Source organism: Phytobacter sp., from assembly GCF_059074235.1.
The window spans coordinates 1,818,403-1,839,985 of record NZ_JCACPZ010000004.1 but is presented as its reverse complement, the minus strand read 5'-3'; the positions used below and the strand labels follow the sequence as shown (position 1 = coordinate 1,839,985).

The 21,583-nt window shown below is 54.2% G+C and carries 19 protein-coding genes and 1 pseudogene; 11 read left to right on the top strand and 9 right to left on the bottom strand.

The window, feature by feature from the left end; genetic code table 11:
- Positions 1-46: 46 nt before the first annotated feature.
- Genes tamA through AC5JPW_RS12725 form a run of 3 tightly spaced genes read left to right on the top strand, consistent with a single transcriptional unit; the run spans position 47 to position 5,900 of the window.
- The gene (tamA, locus tag AC5JPW_RS12735; protein ID WP_494240728.1) at positions 47-1,780 is read left to right on the top strand and encodes an autotransporter assembly complex protein TamA; all 1,734 of its coding nucleotides are present in this window, start codon (positions 47-49) and stop codon (positions 1,778-1,780) included.
- Complete coding sequence (tamB, locus tag AC5JPW_RS12730) at positions 1,777-5,553, top strand: autotransporter assembly complex protein TamB (protein WP_494240726.1); 3,777 nt, start codon at positions 1,777-1,779, stop codon at positions 5,551-5,553. Before tamA ends, tamB begins: the two co-directional genes overlap by 4 nt.
- Positions 5,554-5,555: 2 nt before the next feature.
- Complete coding sequence (locus tag AC5JPW_RS12725; protein ID WP_494240725.1) at positions 5,556-5,900, top strand: gamma-glutamylcyclotransferase family protein; 345 nt, start codon at positions 5,556-5,558, stop codon at positions 5,898-5,900.
- 45 nt (positions 5,901-5,945) lie between these two features.
- Here the strand turns inward: AC5JPW_RS12725 and bla are convergent, their stop codons facing one another.
- The 3 genes from bla to ppa form a co-directional block, all read right to left on the bottom strand.
- Complete coding sequence (gene bla / locus AC5JPW_RS12720) at positions 5,946-6,800, bottom strand: class A beta-lactamase (protein WP_494240723.1); 855 nt, start codon at positions 6,798-6,800, stop codon at positions 5,946-5,948.
- Positions 6,801-6,952: 152 nt separating this feature from the next.
- Positions 6,953-8,536, bottom strand: a complete 1,584-nt coding sequence (locus tag AC5JPW_RS12715; protein WP_494240721.1) for a methyl-accepting chemotaxis protein — start codon at positions 8,534-8,536, stop codon at positions 6,953-6,955.
- Positions 8,537-8,812: 276 nt separating this feature from the next.
- Positions 8,813-9,343: an inorganic diphosphatase gene (gene ppa, locus AC5JPW_RS12710; RefSeq protein WP_263098289.1), complete on the bottom strand. Its 531-nt coding sequence runs from the start codon at positions 9,341-9,343 to the stop codon at positions 8,813-8,815.
- Between the two features lie 401 nt (positions 9,344-9,744).
- Here ppa and ytfQ point away from each other — a divergent pair, with 401 nt between their 5' ends.
- From ytfQ to AC5JPW_RS12670, 8 genes and pseudogenes are all read left to right on the top strand, one after another.
- Positions 9,745-10,701 (top strand): galactofuranose ABC transporter, galactofuranose-binding protein YtfQ, encoded by a 957-nt coding sequence (ytfQ, locus tag AC5JPW_RS12705; RefSeq protein ID WP_494240719.1) that lies wholly within the window; start codon positions 9,745-9,747, stop codon positions 10,699-10,701.
- An 82-nt stretch (positions 10,702-10,783) separates the two neighbouring features.
- The gene (ytfR, locus tag AC5JPW_RS12700) at positions 10,784-12,286 is read left to right on the top strand and encodes a galactofuranose ABC transporter, ATP-binding protein YtfR (RefSeq protein WP_494240717.1); all 1,503 of its coding nucleotides are present in this window, start codon (positions 10,784-10,786) and stop codon (positions 12,284-12,286) included.
- Positions 12,287-12,296: 10 nt separating this feature from the next.
- Positions 12,297-13,323, top strand: a pseudogene (gene ytfT / locus AC5JPW_RS12695) (galactofuranose ABC transporter, ATP-binding protein YtfT).
- The gene (yjfF, locus tag AC5JPW_RS12690) at positions 13,310-14,311 is read left to right on the top strand and encodes a galactofuranose ABC transporter, permease protein YjfF (RefSeq protein WP_494240716.1); all 1,002 of its coding nucleotides are present in this window, start codon (positions 13,310-13,312) and stop codon (positions 14,309-14,311) included. Before ytfT ends, yjfF begins: the two are co-directional and overlap by 14 nt.
- A gap of 108 nt (positions 14,312-14,419) precedes the next feature.
- A complete protein-coding gene (locus AC5JPW_RS12685; RefSeq protein WP_494240714.1) occupies positions 14,420-15,985 on the top strand; it encodes a methyl-accepting chemotaxis protein in 1,566 nt (521 codons plus the stop codon).
- Positions 15,986-16,038: 53 nt separating this feature from the next.
- Complete coding sequence (locus tag AC5JPW_RS12680) at positions 16,039-16,419, top strand: DUF2569 family protein (RefSeq protein ID WP_494240712.1); 381 nt, start codon at positions 16,039-16,041, stop codon at positions 16,417-16,419.
- Positions 16,420-16,688: 269 nt separating this feature from the next.
- Positions 16,689-17,063, top strand: coding sequence for a gp53-like domain-containing protein (locus AC5JPW_RS12675; RefSeq protein WP_494240710.1), 375 nt, complete (start codon positions 16,689-16,691; stop codon positions 17,061-17,063).
- Between the two features lie 2 nt (positions 17,064-17,065).
- Positions 17,066-17,509 carry a tail fiber assembly protein gene (locus AC5JPW_RS12670; RefSeq protein ID WP_494240708.1) on the top strand — a complete coding sequence of 148 codons (444 nt, stop codon included), beginning with the start codon at positions 17,066-17,068 and terminating at the stop codon, positions 17,507-17,509.
- On the opposite strand, the gene AC5JPW_RS12665 is transcribed toward AC5JPW_RS12670, so the two are convergent.
- The 6 genes from AC5JPW_RS12665 to AC5JPW_RS12640 form a co-directional block, all read right to left on the bottom strand.
- Entirely contained in the window at positions 17,490-18,086 is a 597-nt protein-coding gene (locus tag AC5JPW_RS12665; protein WP_494240707.1) for a tail fiber assembly protein, read from the bottom strand. The genes AC5JPW_RS12670 and AC5JPW_RS12665 overlap by 20 nt on opposite strands.
- Positions 18,086-18,955: a phage tail protein gene (locus AC5JPW_RS12660; protein WP_494240705.1), complete on the bottom strand. Its 870-nt coding sequence runs from the start codon at positions 18,953-18,955 to the stop codon at positions 18,086-18,088. Before AC5JPW_RS12660 ends, AC5JPW_RS12665 begins: the two co-directional genes overlap by 1 nt.
- Positions 18,955-19,530 carry a YmfQ family protein gene (locus tag AC5JPW_RS12655; protein WP_494240703.1) on the bottom strand — a complete coding sequence of 192 codons (576 nt, stop codon included), beginning with the start codon at positions 19,528-19,530 and terminating at the stop codon, positions 18,955-18,957. The genes AC5JPW_RS12660 and AC5JPW_RS12655 overlap by 1 nt, the downstream gene beginning before the upstream one ends.
- On the bottom strand, positions 19,527-20,588 hold the full coding sequence (locus AC5JPW_RS12650) for a baseplate J/gp47 family protein (protein ID WP_494240701.1): 1,062 nt from the start codon (positions 20,586-20,588) through the stop codon (positions 19,527-19,529). The genes AC5JPW_RS12655 and AC5JPW_RS12650 overlap by 4 nt, the downstream gene beginning before the upstream one ends.
- The gene (locus AC5JPW_RS12645; protein WP_494240700.1) at positions 20,588-20,944 is read right to left on the bottom strand and encodes a phage GP46 family protein; all 357 of its coding nucleotides are present in this window, start codon (positions 20,942-20,944) and stop codon (positions 20,588-20,590) included. The genes AC5JPW_RS12650 and AC5JPW_RS12645 overlap by 1 nt, the downstream gene beginning before the upstream one ends.
- 63 nt (positions 20,945-21,007) lie before the next feature.
- Positions 21,008-21,574, bottom strand: a complete 567-nt coding sequence (locus tag AC5JPW_RS12640; protein ID WP_494240698.1) for a phage baseplate assembly protein V — start codon at positions 21,572-21,574, stop codon at positions 21,008-21,010.
- Between the last annotated feature and the right edge of the window lie 9 nt (positions 21,575-21,583).

Genomic DNA, 21,583 nt, shown 5'->3' with positions numbered 1-21,583 from the left:
AACGTTTCCTTCCAGGGGCGGGAACAAGGGATATTCAGGAGAGAACGTGCCAAAAATCCGTTTTTTATGTTTTGCCGGTTTGTTGCTGGCAAGCGATAGCGCTATCGCGGCGAACGTGCGATTACAACTAGAAGGGTTGACCGGGGCATTACAAAAGAATGTGCGTGCTCAATTATCAACTATCCAGAGTGATGAAGTGACGCCGGACAAGCGGTTTCAGGCACGCGTCGATGATGCTATCCGCGAAGGGTTAAAAGCACTCGGCTATTACGAACCGACCATCACGTTTGAGCTGCGTCCGCCTCCGGCTAAAGGTCGTCAGGTGCTGATTGCTCACGTGAAGGCGGGTGAGCCCGTGCTGATTGGCGGCACGGACGTGATTCTGCGCGGCGGGGCGTGTACCGACGAAGATTACCTCGCGCTGCTGGGCGATCGCCCGAAGAAGGGCACTATCCTGAATCATGGTGATTACGAGGGATTCAAAAAGTCACTGACCCGTGTGGCGCTGCGTAAAGGTTACTTCGACAGTCAGTTTAACCGCAGCCAGCTCGGTATTGCTCTGGACAGACGTGAAGCGTTCTGGGATATCGATTACGACAGTGGGCAGCGCTACCGTTTCGGCGATGTCACCTTTGAAGGATCGCAAATCCGCGAAGAGTATCTGCAAAACCTGGTTCCCTTTAAAGAAGGGGATTACTACCAGACCAAAGATCTGGCGGAGCTGAACCGCCGTTTGTCCGCGACGGGTTGGTTTAACTCGGTAGTCGTGGCACCTGAATTCGACAAAGCCCGACAAACCAAAGTTTTGCCGCTCAAGGGGGTCGTCTCACCTCGCATTGAAAACACTATTGAAACGGGTGTGGGCTATTCCACTGACGTAGGCCCTCGCGTGAAAGCGACCTGGCGTAAGCCCTGGGTTAACTCTTACGGACACAGTTTCTCGACCACCGCCAGCGTCTCGGCACCTGAGCAACAGCTGGATTTCAGCTATAAAATGCCGTTGCTGAAAAATCCGTTGGAGCAGTATTACCTCGTGCAGGGCGGCTTTAAGCGTACCGATCTGAACGATACGGAATCGGATTCCACCACCCTTGCCGTCTCCCGTTATTGGGATCTTTCCAGCGGCTGGCAGCGCGCCATCAACCTTCGCTGGAGCCTCGACCACTTTACCCAGGCCAATGTCACCAACACTACCATGCTGCTCTACCCTGGTGTGATGATCAGCCGTACCCGTTCGCGTGGCGGCCTGATGCCAACCTGGGGCGATTCACAGCGTTACTCGGTGGATTACTCAAGTACGGCCTGGGGTTCAGACGTGGAGTTTATCGTGATGCAGGCGCAGAACGTCTGGATCCGTACACTCTACGATCGTCACCGTTTCGTCGCTCGCGGCAATGTCGGCTGGATCGAAACTGATGATTTTGATCGCGTTCCGCCGGATCTGCGCTTCTTCGCCGGGGGCGATCGCAGCATTCGTGGCTACAAATACAAATCGATCGCCCCGAAAAACGACGACGGCAAACTGATCGGTGCCTCTAAAATGGCGACCGGATCGCTGGAGTACCAGTACAACGTCACCGGTAAATGGTGGGGTGCGGTCTTCGTCGATAGCGGTGAGGCGGTGAGCGACATTCGTCGCAGTGATTTCAAAACCGGTGCAGGTGTGGGCGTTCGCTGGCAGTCGCCAGTCGGCCCGATTAAGCTCGATTTTGCGGTGCCGGTTGGGGACAAAGACGAACACGGTTTACAGTTCTACATCGGTCTGGGGCCTGAATTATGAGTTTATGGAAGAAGATAAGCCTCGGGGTACTGGTATTTATTCTGCTGGTACTGGGGACGGTGGCCTTTCTGGTCGGGACGACGAGTGGTCTGCATCTGTTATTCAACGCGGCGAATCGCTGGGTGCCGGGGCTGCATATTGGTCAGGTGACCGGCGGCTGGCGTGACCTGTCGCTGAAAAATGTCCGTTTTGACCAGCCGGGTGTCGCGGTTAACGCCGGAGAACTTCACCTGGGCGTCAAGCTGGGCTGTCTGCGTGACAGCAGCCTGTGCGTGAACGACATTTCCCTCAAAGACATCAATGTGGTGATTGATACCAAAAAGATGCCGCCCGCAGCACCGGTCAAAGAAGAAGACTCCGGGCCGCTTAATCTCTCCACGCCTTACCCCATTACGCTGAGCCGGGTGGCGCTGAACAACGTCAATATCAAGATTGATGACACCACGGTGTCGGTGATGGATTTCTCCTCTGCGCTCAGTTGGGAAGACAAAAACCTGACCCTGAAACCGACTTCGCTGCGCGGCCTGCTCATTGCGCTGCCGAAGGTGGCGAAAGTGGCACAGGAAGAGGTGGTCGAGCCGAAGATTCAGAACCCGAAGCCGGACGAACTGCCGCTCGGTGAGTCGCTCAAACAGCTTTTCTCCAAACCGGTACTGCCGGAGATGACCGATGTGCATCTGCCGCTCAACCTCAATATCGAAGAGTTCCGCGGGGAGCAACTGCGACTGACCGGCGACACGGACATTACCGTCAGCAATATGCTGCTTAAGGTCAGCAGCATCGATGGCAACATGAAACTGGATGCGCTGGATATCGACTCGAACCAGGGCACGCTGAACGCCACGGGTACGGCCAAATTGCAGGATAACTGGCCGGTGGATCTTACCCTGAACACCACGCTCAATGTGGATCCTGTCAAGGGTGAGAAGGTGAAGGTCAAGGTCGGCGGCGAAGTGCGTAAGCAACTGGAATTTGGTGTGAATCTCTCCGGGCCGGTTGATGTGGTACTGCGCGGGCAAACCCAGCTCGCGGAAGCCGGATTACCGCTTAATCTGGATATCACCAGTGAGCAACTTTACTGGCCGTTTACCGGCGAGAAGCAGTACCAGGCCGATGACCTCAAACTCAAACTGACCGGGAAAATGACCGACTACACGCTGTCATTCCGCACGGCGGTGAAAGGTCAGGATGTGCCTCCAGCCACCATTACGCTGGACGGCAAAGGCAACGAGCAGCAGATTAACATCGACAAGCTGACCGTGGCGGCGCTGGAAGGGAAGACCGAACTGAAAGCGCTGCTCGACTGGCAGCAGGCTATCAGCTGGCGCGGTGAACTGACACTGGACGGCATTAACACGGCCAAAACTTTCCCGGACTGGCCGGCGAAGCTGAACGGGCTGGCGAAAATGCGCGGTAGCCTGTACGGCGGCACCTGGCAGGTCGATATTCCTGAGCTGAAGCTGGCCGGGAACGTGAAGCAGAACAAAGTGAGCGTTGACGGTCAACTGAAGGGCAACAGCTACATGCAGTGGGTCATTCCTGGCCTGCATCTGGAACTGGGGCGCAACAAAGCCGACGTGAAAGGCGAGCTGGGGGTGAAAGATCTTAACCTCGACGCCACCATTGATGCGCCGGGGCTGGATAACGCGTTGCCGGGCCTCGGCGGAACGGCAAAAGGGCTGGTCAACATTCGCGGTACGGTAGAAGCGCCGCAGGTGCTGGCCGATATCACCGCCAACAACCTGCGCTGGCAGGAGCTGCGCGTTGCCAAAGTGCTGGTCAAAGGCGATATCAAATCCAGCGACCAGATTGCCGGGTCGTTGAATGTGCGGGTTGAACGTATTTCTCAGCCGAATGTGAATCTCAGTCTGGTCACGCTGGCGGCGAAAGGCAGTGAAAAACAGCATGAGCTGGAACTGCGCGTTCAGGGCGAGCCGGTTGCCGGGCAACTGAAGCTGGCGGGCAGTTTTGATCGTAACGAACAGCGCTGGAAAGGGACACTCAGCGATACCCGTTTCACGACGCCGGTGGGTCCATTGGCGTTGAGTCGCCCCATTGCGCTGGATTATCGCAATCAGGAGCAGAAAATCAGTATCGGGCCACACTGCTGGACCAACCCGAATGCCGAATTGTGCGTACCGCAGACCATCGATGCGGGCGCGCAGGGGCGGGCAGTCGTCAATCTCAATCGCTTCGATCTGGCGATGCTCAAGCCCTTTATGCCTGACACCACACAGGCCAGCGGGACCTTCAGTGGTAAAGCGGATGTGAGCTGGGACACCACCAAAGAGGGGCTGCCGCAAGGTGAGGTGACGCTGGTTGGCCGTAACGTCAAAGTGACGCAAGTGGTTAACGATGCGCCGCTGCCGGTGGCCTTCGAGACGCTAAATCTCAATGCGAAGCTGCAAAACAACCGTGCCGATTTGGGCTGGCTCATCCGCTTGACTAACAACGGGCAGTTTGACGGCCAGGTGCAGATTACCGATCCGCAGGGGCGGCGTAACCTCGGCGGCAACGTCAACATCCGCAACTTCTCGCTGGCGATGGCAAACGCCATCTTCACCCGTGGCGAGAAAGCGGCAGGGACCTTGAATGCAAACCTGCGTCTTGGCGGCAATCTGCAAAGCCCGCAGATGTTCGGACAGATGCAGGTTAATGATGTGGATGTTGAAGGTAACTTTATGCCGTTCGACATGCAGCCAAGCCAACTGGCGATGAACTTTAACGGTACCAGCTCTACGCTACAGGGCGTGGTACGCACCCGGCAGGGGCAGATTAACCTGAGCGGTGATGCGGACTGGAGTCAGATTAACAACTGGCGCGCCCGTGTGGCAGCGAAAGGCAGCAAAGTGCGTATCACGGTGCCACCGATGGTGCGTCTCGATGTGTCGCCGGACCTGGTGTTTGAAGCGACGCCGAATCTCTTCACCCTCGACGGTAATGTGGATGTGCCCTGGGCGCGCATTACGATGCACGACGTGCCGGAGAGCGCCGTAGGCACGTCCAGCGATGAAGTGATGCTCAATTCAGACCTGAAACCGGAAGAGCCGAAAACTGCCTCTATTCCGATCAATAGCAACCTGACTGTTCATGTCGGCAACAACGTGCGTCTGGACGCGTTTGGTCTGAAAGCACGCTTAACCGGCGATTTAAAAGTTGTTCAAGATAAACAAGGGCTTGGACTTAACGGACAGATCAATATTCCGGAAGGTCGTTATCATGCGTACGGTCAGGATTTGATTGTGCGTAAAGGTGAGTTATTGTTCTCCGGTCCACCAGACCAACCGTTATTAAATATTGAGGCGATCCGTAACCCGGATTCGACCGAAAACGACGTCACCGCCGGGGTGCGTATTACCGGTACGGCGGATGAACCTAAGGCAGAAATCTTCTCTGACCCGGCCATGTCGCAACAGGAAGCGTTATCGTACCTGCTGCGTGGGCAAGGTCTGGAGAGTGGTCAAAGCGACAGTGCGGCGATGACCTCTGCACTGGTGGGGCTGGGGATTGCACAAAGTGGCCAGGTGGTGGGCAAGATCGGCGAGACGTTTGGCGTAAGTAATCTGGCGCTGGATACCGAAGGGGTCGGAGATTCCTCCCAGGTGGTGGTCAGCGGTTATGTACTGCCAGGTCTACAGGTAAAATATGGCGTGGGAATTTTTGACTCACTGGCAACACTTACGTTACGTTATCGCCTGATGCCTAAGCTGTATCTGGAAGCGGTGTCTGGCATAGATCAGGCACTTGATTTGCTCTATCAGTTTGAGTTCTAGCAATGCGAATATTTGTCTACGGCAGTTTACGACGCAAGCAAGGCAACAGTCATTGGATGACCAATGCCCAGTGGCTTGGCGATCACAACGTTGAACATTATCAACTCTACAGTCTGGGGCACTACCCTGGCGCTGTGCCGGGTGATGGATGTGTGAAAGGTGAAGTGTATCGCATCGACGCGTCGACCCTGAGCGAACTGGACGCACTGCGTACCGCAGGTGGTGAATACAAACGCCAGCTCATCCAGACGCCCTATGGCAGCGCCTGGATGTACGTGTATCAGCGCTCGGTTGATGGGCGAAAGCACATCGAGACCGGCAACTGGTTGGACAGAGACCAGGCTTAAAACGAGACAACGCCACCTTCGGGTGGCGTTGTTTTTGTATGCCTGCTACCAGTGCGTAATCAGCGAGGCGCCTATTTCCGCGATCTTTTTGTTGCGCTCCTCCATGGCGGCCTGGGTCCCGGTGATATAGATAACGACAATGCGCGTCGGTTTGCCATCCGGCCCCAGTGCGGCAACGATCCCGCGCGAACCTCGTTCGCCTGCTCCCGTCTTATCAGCAATAAACCAGCCTGCCGGTGTGACCGAGCGAATAAGCGGTCCACCGACCTTATCCGCCTCCATCCAGTCCATTAACTGCTGACGTGAAGCGGGTGTCAGTACCTTGCCAGTGAGCAACTGGCGCAGTGTCAGTGCCATGCTTTCAGGTGTCGTGGTATCACGTTCGTCACCCGGCAATGCCTCATTCAATGCGGGCTCCCACCTGTCGAGGCGGGTGACACGGTCTCCCGCTTTGCGTAAAAACGCAGTTAACGCCTGCGGCCCGCCGATGGTCGAAAGCAGCACATTCGCCGCCGTGTTATCACTCATGGTGATGGCGGCATCGCAGAGTTCAGCCACGGTCATGCCGTCGGCAAGGTGTTTTTCGGTGACGGGCGAGTATTCGATGAGATCCTGCTTACGATAATGAAGGCGATTAGTCAGTTGCTCCTGCCCGGCGTCGACGCGTGCTAGTACTGCGCCGCACAGCAGCACTTTAAAGGTACTCATCATCGGGAAACGTTCCTGGGGGCGATAGCTCTCCAGGATTTTGCCGTCAGTCAGAGAGATTTCGGCATAGCCCACGCGGGCATCAAGCTGCTTTTCTGCTGCTTTGACGGTGTTAAGTGTTTCTGGGTGAGCCCACGCGGGCAGGCAAAAGGCGGCTAACAAGGGGATAAGGGGCAGGCGAAATCGTTGCATAGCGATACTCTTCCTTGGGATCGGGTTTATGACAGTGATGCATTGTAGGTGCAGATGGCTTTCAGTGCGCGCTTGATTGGATGCGAGGTGGGGAAATCAAAGCAGAGAGAAGAGCAGTGCCATCCGGCAGTCAAGCCAGATGGCACTCGGTATTACGCGGCGTTCTGATGCAGTTTAAACAGGCTGACGGCTTCTAACAGTTCTTCTGCCTGGCGTTGCATTTCGTGGGCCGCAGCGGACGATTCCTGCGACAGGGTGGCGTTCTGTTGGGTCGCCGTATCCATATGGGTGACTGCCACATTCACCTGGTCAATGCCGGTGCTCTGCTCTTTACTGGCGGCCGAGATGGTTTCCACCAGTTCGCTGACCTGCTGCACGCTGCGCAGGATTTCGTTCATCGCGGAGCCTGCGTTCTGTACCTGCGAGTTACCTTCGGCGATGCGGCTAACGGAATTGTCGATAAGATTGCGGATATCCCGTGCGGCAGAGGAAGAGCGCTGCGCCAGGGCTCGGACTTCTGCTGCAACCACAGCGAAGCCGCGACCTTCCGGGCCGGCACGAGCCGCTTCAACCGCCGCATTCAGAGCCAGAATGTTGGTCTGGAAGGCGATGCTGTCAATCACACCAATGATGTTGTTGATTTCACTGGAAAGCTGGTGGATGTCGCTCATGGTTTGCACTACACGTTTCACGGCCTGACCCCCCTGGCCTGCGATGGTGAACGCGTCGCGGGCGATGGTGCTGGCAAAGTGGGAGTTCTCCGCATTGCTCTTCACCACTGAGGTGAGCTCTTCCATTGACGCGGCGGTTTGCTCCAGCGCGCTGGCCTGCGCTTCATTACGTGAAGAGAGTTCACGGCTGCCAGTGGCGATTTGCACCGAGGCAGAGGCGATGGATTCGGTGCTATGACGAACGCCATGAACAATGCGGGTCAGGTTGCCATTCATCTCCTTCAGCGCCTGCATCAGTTCTGCCGTCTCATCGCGGCCAGATATGATAAACGCGGTTTTTAAATCGCCGGACGCCACCGTGCGGGCAACGGCCACGGCCTGCGCCAGCGGATGGGTAATGCTACGAACCAGCCACCAGGTGATAAGTGCACCGACCAGCATGGTCAGTGCCATGGCGATAACCAACATCAGACGCGTTTGCTCAAACTGCGCCAGATTGCGGGCATCCGTCTCGGTGTGGATTTTGCTCGCGTGTTCCAGCGTGTGCGCCACTACGTCGTCAATCATCTTTGTGGGTTCGCGGTCGATACCGGTTACCAGTTTGTCCACGCGTGCGGCGCTGGTGGGGTCGGTCAGCACATACTGCTGTAAGGCGCTCAGGTAGTGCTGCTCAAGCTCGGCGTGCAGCTGACGGGTCTTCTCGACCTGATCGTTATCCATGCCCAGCTGTGGCAGCAGACCGCTCAGTTTTTGCAGCAGTTGCTGGGTCGTCTGGCTTTGGGAGACAAAGGCATTTTTATATTTATCGAAGGTGTCCTGCCCTTGCGTGCCACGCAGCAGCGTGTTTTTCCACTCCTGAACCTGAATCTTGAACTGCACCTGGGCATTACGCGCGGTGTCGATACTGTCGGCCAGCACCTTTTCGGTGTTCATCATTTTCTGGTTTTGGTCGTAACTGGCGCTGTTAATGGCCAGGCCGCGCAATCCGATAAACAGCGTCGCCAGCAGCAGTAGGGTAGCCATCAGGCCAAGACGTTGTCCGATGGTGAATTGATTGAGTTTCATACAGCTTCCGTTGGGAATGGGAGACATTGATCACAGACAGGGGTATCGACCAACGGGCAGGGGACTTTATGGGGGCAAAAACAGGGTGGTGATGCTGATTTAGCTTATGCCTTTAATAAGCATGGGAAAAGAATTTTATGGCACTTTTGTGACAGCGTAATAAACGGGCGGAAATGGGTGAGAAACCCGCCAGCAGTGCAGCGGAGGACAAATACGGGGCATAAAAAAACCCTGACCCACTGTGACCAGCGCTCAGGGTTTTTCAGATAAAACGGATTACTTCTTCGCTGCGCGCTCGAAGGAAGCAACGATTTCAGCTTTAGCCGCTTCAGCGTTGTCCCAACCGTCAACTTTCACCCATTTGCCTTTTTCGAGATCTTTGTAGTGCTCGAAGAAGTGAGTGATCTGTGCTTTCAGCAGTTCTGGCAGGTCGTTCACATCTTTAATGTGATCGTATTCTTTGCTCAGTTTGGTGTGCGGAACCGCAACCAGTTTGGCATCTTCACCAGACTCGTCGGTCATTTTCAGCACGCCAACCGGACGGCAGCGAATCACGGAGCCTGGTTCCAGCGGGTATGGAGTTGGGACGAGCACGTCTACCGGGTCACCGTCCAGAGACAGGGTGTGGTTGATGTAGCCGTAGTTGCACGGATAGAACATCGCGGTGGACATGAAGCGGTCAACGAACAGCGCGCCGCTGTCTTTATCGACTTCATATTTGATCGGGTCAGCGTTAGCCGGAATTTCAATAACAACGTAGATGTCTTCTGGCAGATCTTTACCCGCCGGGACGTTGAGTAAGCTCATGTTTGTTTCCTTTAAAATGTGTGGCAAACAAGTGCCGGGTATTATAGCCAACTCATTGCGAATGTCTCCGCTTGTTTTAGGCTTCGCTTCGCGTCCGGTAGATTTTTTTGCGTAAAAATATGACCGGATAATCCATAAAGACAGCCGCATCATCAATAAATTTGTGGAAGCGATTACACTAATGATCTTCAGGCCAGTTTCACCTGAAAAAGACTGTAATTTCAAAGCGTGTTGCAGGGCCGATCGCACCAGGTCATTTCGAGCGCCAGATCGCAACTGGAAGCCAACAATTCATTCACTTTTCTGATTTGTGATGTAACGCATTCTGTTACATCTCTTATTGTCTATAGTTTTCCCGCAGGCGAAGTTGTAGCCAACAATAACCCTACGAGGATACGCATATGTGGAAGCGCTTACTTCTTGTCACAGCAGTTTCAGCAGCCATGTCGTCTATGGCGATGGCCGCCCCGCTCACGGTGGGATTTTCTCAGGTTGGTTCTGAATCTGGCTGGCGAGCCGCTGAAACCAACGTCGCGAAGAGCGAAGCTCAAAAACGCGGTATCACGCTGAAAATCGCGGATGCACAACAAAAACAGGAAAACCAGATCAAGGCGGTACGTTCCTTCATCGCGCAGGGTGTGGACGCTATTTTTATTGCGCCTGTCGTGGCAACAGGCTGGGAACCGGTGCTGAAAGAAGCCAAAGACGCCAAAATCCCGGTCTTCCTGCTTGACCGTTCTATTGATGTGAAAGACAAAGATCTCTACATGACCACTGTTACCGCTGACAACGTGCTGGAAGGCAAACTGATTGGTGACTGGCTGATTAAACAAGTCGATGGCAAGCCATGTAATGTGGTTGAGCTGCAGGGCACTGTCGGTGCGAGCGTGGCCATCGATCGTAAGAAAGGCTTCGCTGAAGCTATCTCCAAAGCCTCCAACATCAAAATCATCCGTTCTCAGTCTGGCGACTTCACCCGCAGTAAAGGGAAAGAGGTCATGGAAAGCTTTATCAAGGCAGAGAACAACGGCAAAAACATCTGCATGGTTTATGCCCATAACGATGACATGGTGATCGGTGCCATTCAGGCCATCAAAGAAGCGGGTCTGAAACCGGGCAAAGATATCCTCACCGGCTCTATTGACGGCGTACCGGACATCTACAAAGCGATGATCGACGGTGAAGCCAACGCCAGCGTTGAGCTGACCCCGAACATGGCTGGCCCGGCTTTCGATGCGCTGGAAAAATTCAAAAAAGACGGCACCAAGCCTGAGAAAGTCACTATCACCAAATCGACGCTCTACCTGCCGGATACGGCGAAAGAAGAGTTAGAGAAGAAGAAAAATATGGGCTATTAAGCGTCCTGGCAGAGTCTATCTGCTGGCACGATATGTTCCCTCTCCCCTCCGGGGAGAGGGTCAGGGTGAGGGGGAGAACACAATGACCACCGATCAACACCAGGAAATCCTCCGTACCGAGGGCTTAAGTAAATTCTTTCCCGGCGTCAAAGCGCTCGATAACGTCGATTTCAGCCTGCGTAAAGGTGAAATCATGGCGCTGCTGGGGGAAAACGGTGCCGGAAAATCGACGCTCATCAAAGCGCTGACCGGGGTTTACCACGCCGAAAAGGGAACTATCTGGCTGGAAGGTAATGCCATCAACCCCAAAAATACTGCCCATGCACAGCAACTGGGTATCGGGACGGTTTACCAGGAAGTGAACCTGCTGCCGAATATGTCGGTGGCAGATAATCTGTTTATTGGTCGCGAGCCTCGCCGTTTCGGTTTGTTACGCCGCAAAGAGATGGAGAGACGTGCCACCGAGCTGATGGAGTCCTACGGTTTCTCGCTGGATGTACGCGAGCCACTCAACCGCTATTCCGTCGCCATGCAACAAATCGTGGCGATCTGCCGGGCTATCGATCTTTCAGCCAAAGTGCTCATCCTCGACGAACCCACCGCCAGCCTGGATACCCAGGAAGTAGAGATGCTCTTTACTCTGATGCGCCAGCTTCGCGCCCAGGGTGTGGCACTCATTTTTGTGACCCACTTTCTTGACCAGGTGTACGAAGTCAGTGACCGCATCACTGTGCTGCGTAACGGTGGTTTTGTGGGCTGTCGCGAGACCCGGGAACTGCCGCAAATTGAGCTGGTGAAGATGATGCTCGGTCGCGAACTCGACAACAATGCCCTGCAACGTGCGGGACGCACCTTACTGAGCGACAAACCCGTCGCCGCTTTTAAAGATTTCGGCAAGAAAGGGATCATTAACCCGTTTGATCTCGAGGTCCGCCCCGGTGAAATTGTCGGATTGGCTGGCCTTCTGGGGTCCGGGCGTACCGAAACGGCCGAAGTCATTTTTGGTATCAAGCCTGCCGACAGCGGCAGCGCGTTAATTAAAGGCAAGCCGCAGACGCTGCGTTCACCCCATCAGGCTTCCTGCCTGGGTATCGGTTTTTGCCCGGAAGACAGGAAAACAGACGGGATCATTGCCGCCGCTTCGGTGCGGGAAAATATCGTGCTCGCACTCCAGGCCCAGCGAGGCTGGCTGCGTCCAATACCACGCCGTGAGCAGAATACGATTGCCGAGCGGTTCATCCGCCAGTTGGGCATCCGCACGCCGAGCGCCGAGCAGCCGATTGAATTTCTCTCAGGGGGAAACCAGCAAAAAGTCCTGCTTTCACGCTGGTTGCTGACCAAACCGCAGTTCCTGATCCTCGATGAGCCTACGCGTGGCATTGACGTTGGGGCCCATGCGGAAATCATTCGTCTGATTGAAACCCTCTGCGCCGATGGCCTGGCGCTGTTGGTTATCTCCTCAGAACTGGAGGAGCTGGTGGGCTATGCCGACCGGGTGATTATCATGCGCGATCGCAAACAGGTAGCGGAGATCCCGCTCGCTGAGCTGTCGGTTCCGGCGATCATGAATGCCATCGCGGCATAAGGAGTAATGTGTGATGCCTCAATCACTTCCACAAACCGGGTCGGCAAAACGGCGCTTTAAATGGCCGACAGGCACACCACAAATTCTGGCGCTGTTGCTGGTGCTGTTGGTCGACAGTATGGTCGCCCCCCATTTCCTGCAAGTGGTGTTACAGGACGGACGCCTCTTCGGTAGCCCTATCGATATCCTCAACCGCGCGGCACCCGTTGCACTGCTGGCGATTGGTATGACGCTGGTGATTGCCACCGGCGGCATTGACCTGTCAGTCGGGGCAATCATGGCGATTGCCGGGGCCACAGCCGCCTCCATGACCGTCGCCGGGCATAGCCTCCCGGTGGTACTGCTGGCGGCACTTGGGACCGGTATATTAGCCGGGTTATGGAACGGGGTGCTGGTCGCAATCCTCAAAATCCAGCCTTTTGTCGCCACGCTGATTCTGATGGTGGCCGGGCGAGGGGTGGCACAGCTGATTACCTCCGGGCAAATCGTCACTTTTAACGCCCCGGATCTGGCGTGGATCGGCAGCGGCAAGCTGCTGCTGTTCCCGACGCCGGTCATTATTGCGGTGGTGACGCTGGTCATCTTCTGGCTGTTCACCCGTAAAACGGCGCTCGGCATGTTCATTGAAGCCGTCGGCATCAACATTCGTGCCGCCAAAAATGCCGGGGTAAATACCCGCGTGGTGGTCATGCTCACCTACGTGCTGAGCGGTGTCTGTGCGGCGATTGCCGGGGTGATTGTTGCGGCGGATATTCGCGGCGCAGATGCCAATAACGCCGGATTATGGCTGGAGCTGGATGCCATTCTGGCCGTCGTGATCGGTGGCGCATCGCTGATGGGCGGGCGTTTTAACCTGGTGCTGTCGGTCATCGGTGCACTGATTATTCAGGGCATGAACACGGGGATTTTGCTCTCAGGCTTCCAGCCGGAGCTTAACCAGGTGGTAAAAGCGGTGGTGGTGTTGTGCGTACTGATTGTTCAGTCGCCGCGCTTTATCGCACTGATTAAAAGGAGAGAGCGGACATGATCAAACGTAACCTGCCGCTGATGATCACCCTCGGCGTTTTTGTGCTGGGGTATCTCTACTGCCTGACGCAGTTTCCTGGTTTTGCGTCGACGCGCGTGATTTGTAATATCCTGACCGATAATGCCTTTTTAGGCATTATCGCCGTCGGCATGACCTTTGTGATTCTCTCTGGCGGGATTGATCTCTCCGTCGGCTCTGTTATTGCCTTCACCGGGGTGTTTTTAGCCAAAGCGATCGGCTTCTGGGGCATCTCTCCCCTGTTAGCCTTTCCTCTGGTGCTGGTGATGGGCTGCGCATTCGGGGCATTTATGGGGCTGCTGATCGACGCGCTGAAAATCCCTGCTTTCATCATCACGCTGGCCGGAATGTTCTTCCTGCGTGGGGTGAGCTACCTGCTCTCTGAAGAGTCGATTCCGATTAACCACCCAGTCTACGATAGCTTGTCCAGCCTCTCCTGGCTGATTCCCGGTGGCGGGCGTCTGAGCGCAATGGGGCTGCTAATGCTGGGTGTGGTGGTGATTGGCATTTTCCTCGCGCACCGCACTCGCTTCGGCAATGAAGTTTATGCCATTGGTGGCAGCGCCACTTCTGCGAATCTGATGGGGATTTCTACCCGCAGTACCACCATTCGTATCTACATGCTCTCTACGGGTCTTGCAACGCTGGCGGGCATTGTCTTCTCGGTCTATACCCAGGCGGGATACGCGCTGGCGGGAGTGGGTGTCGAACTGGATGCGATTGCCTCGGTGGTGATTGGCGGCACGCTGCTCAGCGGCGGCGTCGGTACGGTACTCGGCACGTTGTTCGGTGTCGCTATTCAGGGGCTGATTCAGACCTATATCAACTTTGACGGTACGCTCAGTTCCTGGTGGACCAAAATCGCCATCGGCATTTTGTTGTTTATTTTTATCGCGTTACAACGTGGCCTTACGGTGCTCTGGGAGAACCGCCAAAGCTCACCTGTTACGCGCGTTAGCACGGCGGCAACAAAGCAGTAACACCTTGAAATTATTAAAAACAGCTAAAGTTTTTCCGGTGGCGGACGATAACCTGCCAATGAGGCTTAATTTACGCCTGAAAGAATCCCTGTTACCGGAAAAACTATCATGCTCAGAACGCTCTCGCTCCGCACCGGCTTGCTTTCGCTCCTTGCCGTTATGACTTTCCTCCTGCTGCTGGTCAGCGGCATGGGGGTTTATGCTCTCACTAAAAGTTCCTCTTCACTGGAGCGCATCAGCGTTCTGCAAGGCGAGAAAATGGCGCGCCTGAATGAAGGTTACACGCGAATTTTGCGTGCGCGTAACGAGTCGGGTCAGGCGGTGCGCATGATGGAAGTCGGCCTGCTGGCCGACGCGGAGAAGTCGGTTATAAACATTAACGGCGAGATCGACAAAGGTCAGAAGGCGCTGGATAGCGTGTTCAAGGCGGGCGTGGATGATGAAAAAGGCACCGCGTTACTGGCTCAGGTTTCTAAAAGCTACGCAGATTATGTCGCGCAGGGGATCAAACCGATGCAGGCGGCGTTAAAAGCACAGAGCGCCGATGATTATTACGATCTGCTGGAAAACAAACTTATCCCTATCTCTCGTCAGTTCGATAATGACATGCAGGCATTCCAGGCATGGGGCGAAGCACGTGGTAAGGCGGAAGTGGATTCAGTGCAGTCGAGCAAGAACTTCGTGATGATGCTGATTATGGTTGTCGCGCTGGCGGCTGCCGGGGTGATTGTGCTGGCCTGGCTCTCACTGCGCCATATGCTGCTCAAACCACTGGAGGCGTCAATTAGCCAACTGGAGCATGTCGCGGCGGGTAATCTGACCGAAGTCAGTGCTCACACTGCAAGTAAAGAGTTTAACCGCCTCAACACGGCGATTGAGAACATGCGCTATTCGCTCATCACTTCGGTGACTCGCGTGCGTGACGCCAGTTCGCAAATTGACACCGGCAGCCGTGAATTGACATTAGGTAACGTCGATCTGGCGCAGCGTACTGAATCTACGGCGACGTCGCTGGAGCAAACCGCTGCGAGCATGGAAGAAATTACTGCAACCGTAAAACAGAACGCCGATAACGCCGACCAGGCGCACCAACTGGCGAAAACGGTTTCGGATACCGCCGATCGTGGCAGCGAAATGGTCTGCTACGTCATTGAGAAGATGCAGGATATTTCTGAGAGTTCCAGCCGCATTGCAGACATCCTCAGCATGATCGACAGCATTGCTTTCCAGACCAATATCCTGGCGCTTAATGCTGCCGTTGAAGCCGCACGTGCAGGTGAGCAGGGCCGTGGATTTGCGGTCGTTGCCGGCGAAGTGCGTAACCTGGCGAGCCGCAGCGGTGATGCGGCTAAAGAGATTCGTCAGCTTATCAGCAGTTCCCAGGCTCAGGTTTCGGAAGGGAGTGATCTGGCGATGCAGGCCGGTGAAACCATGGACGAAATTGCCTCCGAAGTCATGAGAATGACTAAACTGATGCGTGAGATCGCCAGCGCCTCGCAGGAACAGAGTCGGGGCATTGAGCAAGTCAACATTGCTGTCAGCCAAATGGATGAGACCGCGCAGCAGAATGCTGCGCTGGTACAGCAGTCCTCTGCGGCGACGCGCTCGCTGGAAGAGCAGTCCCGTGAATTGCTGGAGGCGATGGCTTCATTCCGTTTGCAGGCGACGGCGTAATATCAGGCCCTGCGTGCCAGGCGCAGGGCGTTTTAACAGGAAAGCAGGGACAGATGGAAAATCCGATCGAAGTCAGAAAAAATATTTGCATTCAATGTGATAGCGAAGCGCTGAAAGACAGCGACTACTGCGAAGCCTGTGAGACCAAAGAGTTCAGGAAGATCGGCGGCTGGTTGTACCTTCCCGCGATAGGGCTGCTTGTAACCTTAGCGCTGAGTATTTTATCCATCAATAACACGACGCGCGTCCTTTTGATGTTCGGCAGCAACTTTCCTTCCAGAGGGCTTTGGGTTGTGACTTTTGAGCTCCTCGGTTTTATTGGCCAGTTCCTGCTGACCGTCTATGTGGGCACTCTTTTTCTGCGCAAAAAGTGTAGCGCGGCGAATTTTTTCGCACGAAAACGCAATTTATTCTGCACTGATTTAAATGCATAAAAACATAGATTTTACATTGTGCAAAAATGAACGCCGCGCAACTTTCCCGGACATTTTATCTTCGAAAATTAGTTCACATGCTGCGCAATCCGATACCGCAAGTTAAAGAACCATAATCTGGTCATTTGTTGACACTCTGACGTAGCCAATAAGCACGATTTAAACCCCTTTAAAAGGAAGAAATAGAGCCAGTTAAAGGGTGGTTTGGCATTTTCAAAAACGTTGGTTTAGGAGATGCCGCAAAACAGGGTGTTGCGACAAACTCGCAAATGGCTACGGGAACGGCCACAAATCTTTTACCGAGCGTTGCGGCCGTGATGAGCCTATTCAACAAGCGAACATTCTCAGCTAATGATTTCATCCGCATACCAGATGTTCCTGGTGGATTGATTGTTCAGTGGGGGACTGTTTTATCTGGCGCTGGCGGCGATACGGCATGGATATACCCAACGCCATTTCCTAATGCCAGATTGGGGGTATGGGGGACATTTCACCGACAGGGTACGTCAGGAGCTGATTACCCGACCCTAACTTTTAACAACATATCTGATCCAACACCCAAAACTTTCAGCAACTTCATGTTGCGTATCAGCGGTACCGGTGGTGCCGGATTAACAGCATTTGTTTTTGCTATAGGGTATTAACCATGACTACAGCTTATTTCTCACCGACTCTTAATTCCTTCATCCCGGTTGAGTGGAAAGAAGACGGCACGTACCCCCCTGAGAACTGGCCCTCCGATGCCGTTCTGGCAACTGATGAAGAAGCTGCGACATTTTGGAAGCAGACACCCCCAGCAGGGAAATTGCTGGGTGCAGTTGGCGGGCGTCCTGTATGGGTTGATGAACCCGAGCCAACTTATGAACAGATCGTTGCCCAGGCAGCTGCGCGAAAAGTCCATCTACTGGCAATCGCAACTGAGAAAGTTAATATCCTCCAGGATGCGACTGATCCAGATGTCATGGGTGACAAACTTCAGCCTGACGATGTTGCTTTACTCAAATTGTGGAGGCAGTACCGGGTGCTGCTGAACAGAATTGATACGTCAACAGCACCGGAAATCATCTGGCCTATTCAGCCGGAAGTTTAGGCCAGTTAATATCAGGCGCGGAGCTAGCGTTTATTGCTGTCACCGCGTCGATGTAGTCCAACCATGAATTTAACCTGGCTGTTTCGGTATCAGTTAATTTTCGACCTAACAATAACTTTGTCTGTAGCAGTGAAATAGACTGTTGTGCCGTGGTAAGTCGCTTCTCTTTTTCCTGCTCAGCAGCCGTGACCGCGCTGGCTTGCTGCGCTGCTGTATCGATTACCCAGACAGTGCCATTCCATGCGGAAAATTGTGTTGTGGGGGCGATGGTGACATAACCGTCTTTAACGGCACCGATATAATCAACTACAACGGCGGAGCGGTCTGCCGTCGAATATACCGTTGCGCCGCGGTAATCCTCACGCAGAACCCAGCCGCTACCATTAAAGACCGCGACAAAACCAGCCTGGGTAACTGCGGGCTGGATTTCGGTTGAAAAGGCAGGAAGACCCACTCCGATTGCAAGGTACTCTTCTGCCGAACCGGTATACTCACCCGTTTGCGCAGAGTAGTTATAAACAGTGATGAAACCAGCTTCTGCCGCCATTTTTTCTTTATCTAACACTGCAATCGTCATTATGCAGCCCTCACAATATAGTTGAATGCAATGTTGCGCGGCCTGGTCGCGACGGTGTTCCCGGGTAGTGACGTTGTCGCAGCCAGACCTGAAACGTTTGCGTACTGAAACGCAGTTTTCGTGAGTGGCGTAGTGATAGTATCGCCGTTCACGTTAGCTATACCGCCAGTGGGATCGGTTGTGCCGATAGCGCCAACCAAACCACTGTCAGCGTAGTTGATGTCAACGGAGACGAACGTACCCAGCTGATCACTAAGCAACGTGCGCCCCGAGTCAATTCCTCTCCCGTCATCCCACCCACGAATAAATTCGCCGCGCAGGTCTGGTAAAACAAGCGCCGGGAAAATCACGGCCAGTTGCGGATATGTGGATGCGGAGAACGATGCGCCGTTGCATTTTATCCAGCCAGTCGGCGGCGTTGCTGTTGGCCACGGCACGGGTACACCGACAGGTAAAGCGCTCCCGAGCCCCAATCCTCCCAAACCAAGGTATGAGAGAAGGTTTGCAATCGAGGTTTGACTGATGACATTGCGGCCCACTGACGTCAAATTAGTGAGGGTTGCCTCACCGGGTCCGGTGAAGTACGGGAGTTTGTCTGCAGCACCGACCAAGGAGGACAGCGCTCCCAGCGTGTCAGATTTAGCGGCAAAGAGTGCTTCAAGTGCTAAAACTAACTGGAACGTATTCGGGTTTGGTTCCACACCAGCAGCAGTAAGAACTGAAATCAGCTCCGCCTGAACGTCCCTGAGCGCTGCCTGTACATTATTCAGGTGTTCTGCTTCCACGATAGTTCCCAGGTCCCCTGTAGATGGGTCACCGTCGTGAAAAAGGTTATCCGGCGTCTGCACCGGTGGCATTAAGGGGCGCATTATTCATTCTCCTGATATGAGAAGTAGCAAAACGTAAAGGCGGGTTTAAGGTCATTGAAAACTTCTTCTATGACGGGGTCGCCAAAAGAGGTAAGACGCTCTCCGGCCGCAGAACTACCTGCGCGGAAGTGGTAAACCTGAGTACCTGAATTCTGAACATTGACGCGCCATACCCAGATAATATCTGCAACCCAGAGACGATCACCTGCCCGATTCACTCCCGCGCGAAATGGCTGCGGTTCGTCAATGGTGATGGTGTAGCCAAGGGTGCTGGCGAGCTGAATAAAGTACGGAATACTGAGGCCACCGACTTCAGCAAGCTTTGCCAGCACACGCTGCTGACGTTGCTGGTAAGTCGCCCCAGCAGGTGGAGTCAGCGCAAAAACGCGCTCCCAGTCGGGTAACAGCGAAGTGGCATAAAAGGGAGTGACTGACCTGACGACGGTTTCAGAGCTCTGTTTAACCTTGTCGAAAACATTGCCCTCAGCCTGTAGTTCCGCTTTCAGGTTTGGTTTTTTCGTGTCATAGGCAACGGGTGGCAGAAGCAATGCCAGCAGTTTTGAGCTAGCTGTCATAACGTACCTACCGTGACAACGCCCAGCCTGATCCACTCGACCATAGTGGCATCAACAACGGGAACAACGTTCGCTGCGGGTGAAACAATTAAACGGTCTGTTACGCCCGTTATCGAGGAAACCAGCATCTCTGACTGGGAACGAATAAAGGTCTCACCCGGAAGCAGGGAACCGACATAATCTGCGAGAACGTCATTGATAGATACAGTGGCGGCAGCAAGAGTTATACCCTGTAGCGCGACCTTAATATCCAGATCAATGATTTTGAAAGTTGGTGCTAATACCAGCGTATTTTTGGCCGTCACCGGACGAACATCGTCAATGTAGTCTTGTGTAGCCTGGATAATTTCCGTTGAGGGTGTTCCATTGGCCGAGGTAATAACGACATCGACGGTGCCTAAACCACGACGCAGAGGATAGACATACGCGCCCGTGACACCATCAACTGACATCGCCCACCGCTTGTAATCGTATTTATTTCCCCCTGCTGGAGGACGACGGAGGATATCTAAATATCGGGCCAGCAGTTCCGTGTCAGTTTCTTCATCGGTTCCCCCGGAGAGGACGCCAATGATTACCGTGCTGTCTAAACCCACGGGAGTGCTGGCGAAGGTCGCTGACTGGACAGCGGCTGAATTACCTGAAGCACCGGCAGTCAAAGAACGAACCTGCACCGAGCCATTCCCTTCAGAGTCCAGGACTACCGCTTCCGTCGTTATCCATGAGAGTGTGCCACGGTTGATTGTCTGCCCTGCATCAGCCTGAGCATTAGGCTCGCCGGTGACGGCTGCCGGACCGCTTGCGTTCGTCGGTTTTTTGCGTAACACCTTACGGGTTCGGGCATGCCATTCCAGAAATTCAGTATCTGCAGTGTCAGCAAAAATCTGCCTGACAGTCCAGCCGTGATATTGATAAAGTCCCACGGCGACACTGGCAACCGAGCTGGCCCTGACGTAGTAATCACTGTCAACGCCGGTATCCGCTTTAGTATTGAGGTTGCTGATATCCCGCAAGATATCACTGCGAATCTCCTCGAATGTCGGGGTGATAAACGGCATTACGCAACCCTCACTTGATGGCTTAAAGGCACGGTGACGCCATCAGCCTGAATAACGGTAATTAATAACAGCAACCAGCCGTCTCGTTCCTGGAATGTCTCAACAGTGATGCTGCTGGCTCGCCCGTCTGTATCCGCAGTCAGGGGAGCCAGCGCCTCTTCAGCCCATTGGCGGGCCAGCTTATGTACGCGAGTTACATCTTTCTCTCTCCTCAACAAATGCAATTTCGAACCGACATCCGGCTGAGCCCACCAGGAGCCGAGCGGAATCATCAGGCGGAGATACACTGCGTTTGCCAGAGATGAAGTGTTTGTGCCGGTGTAATCACCGGTTGTCGGGTCTAATAGATTGTCCACGCTGGCATAGTGTCAGCGTGGATGAGAGAGAATCAGGTGAAGGGGTTCAGTGGGTTTGGAGAACTACATTTTTTGGTTGGGTTTTTCGGTAGTGCCGGCATCGCCGCCGTGCTCATGGTCGTGGTCGTCGTAGGTCTGACGCATGGCATCCATGGTCGATTTGCCATCTTCAATTTCGCCCCCAGCTTTGAAGTTTTCGCTGGTCTCCAGTTCAGGCGTGGTGAAGCTGGCTTTATCTGTCGCACCGACAGTGTATTGCTCAGATTCAACAATATACTTCTTCGTTTTAACGCGATATTCGTCGCACTCAGTCTCAACGATGCGCCCCTTCTTGATGTGTACATACGCACCTTCAGAAGAGTAGATGGCCACCTCACCACTGGCCAGCCCCTGAATGCGATATGCACCATTCTCAGTGGCGATAATAATGGCGTGAGAGGTCTGTCCGCCCATGGGCAGCACAATACACTGCGTTCCGGCAGGCGGGCAACTGGTGAAACCGAAGTGCTGGAAAAATTCTGCGTCCTGCAGCTGCTCGCCGGCAAGCCCTTTGAGCTGAACCTGCTGGATTTTTAAATCAGTTTTAACGCGGGTTAAACGCCCACGAAAAGCGCTTCGTATGCCTCGCATTGCGGCGCG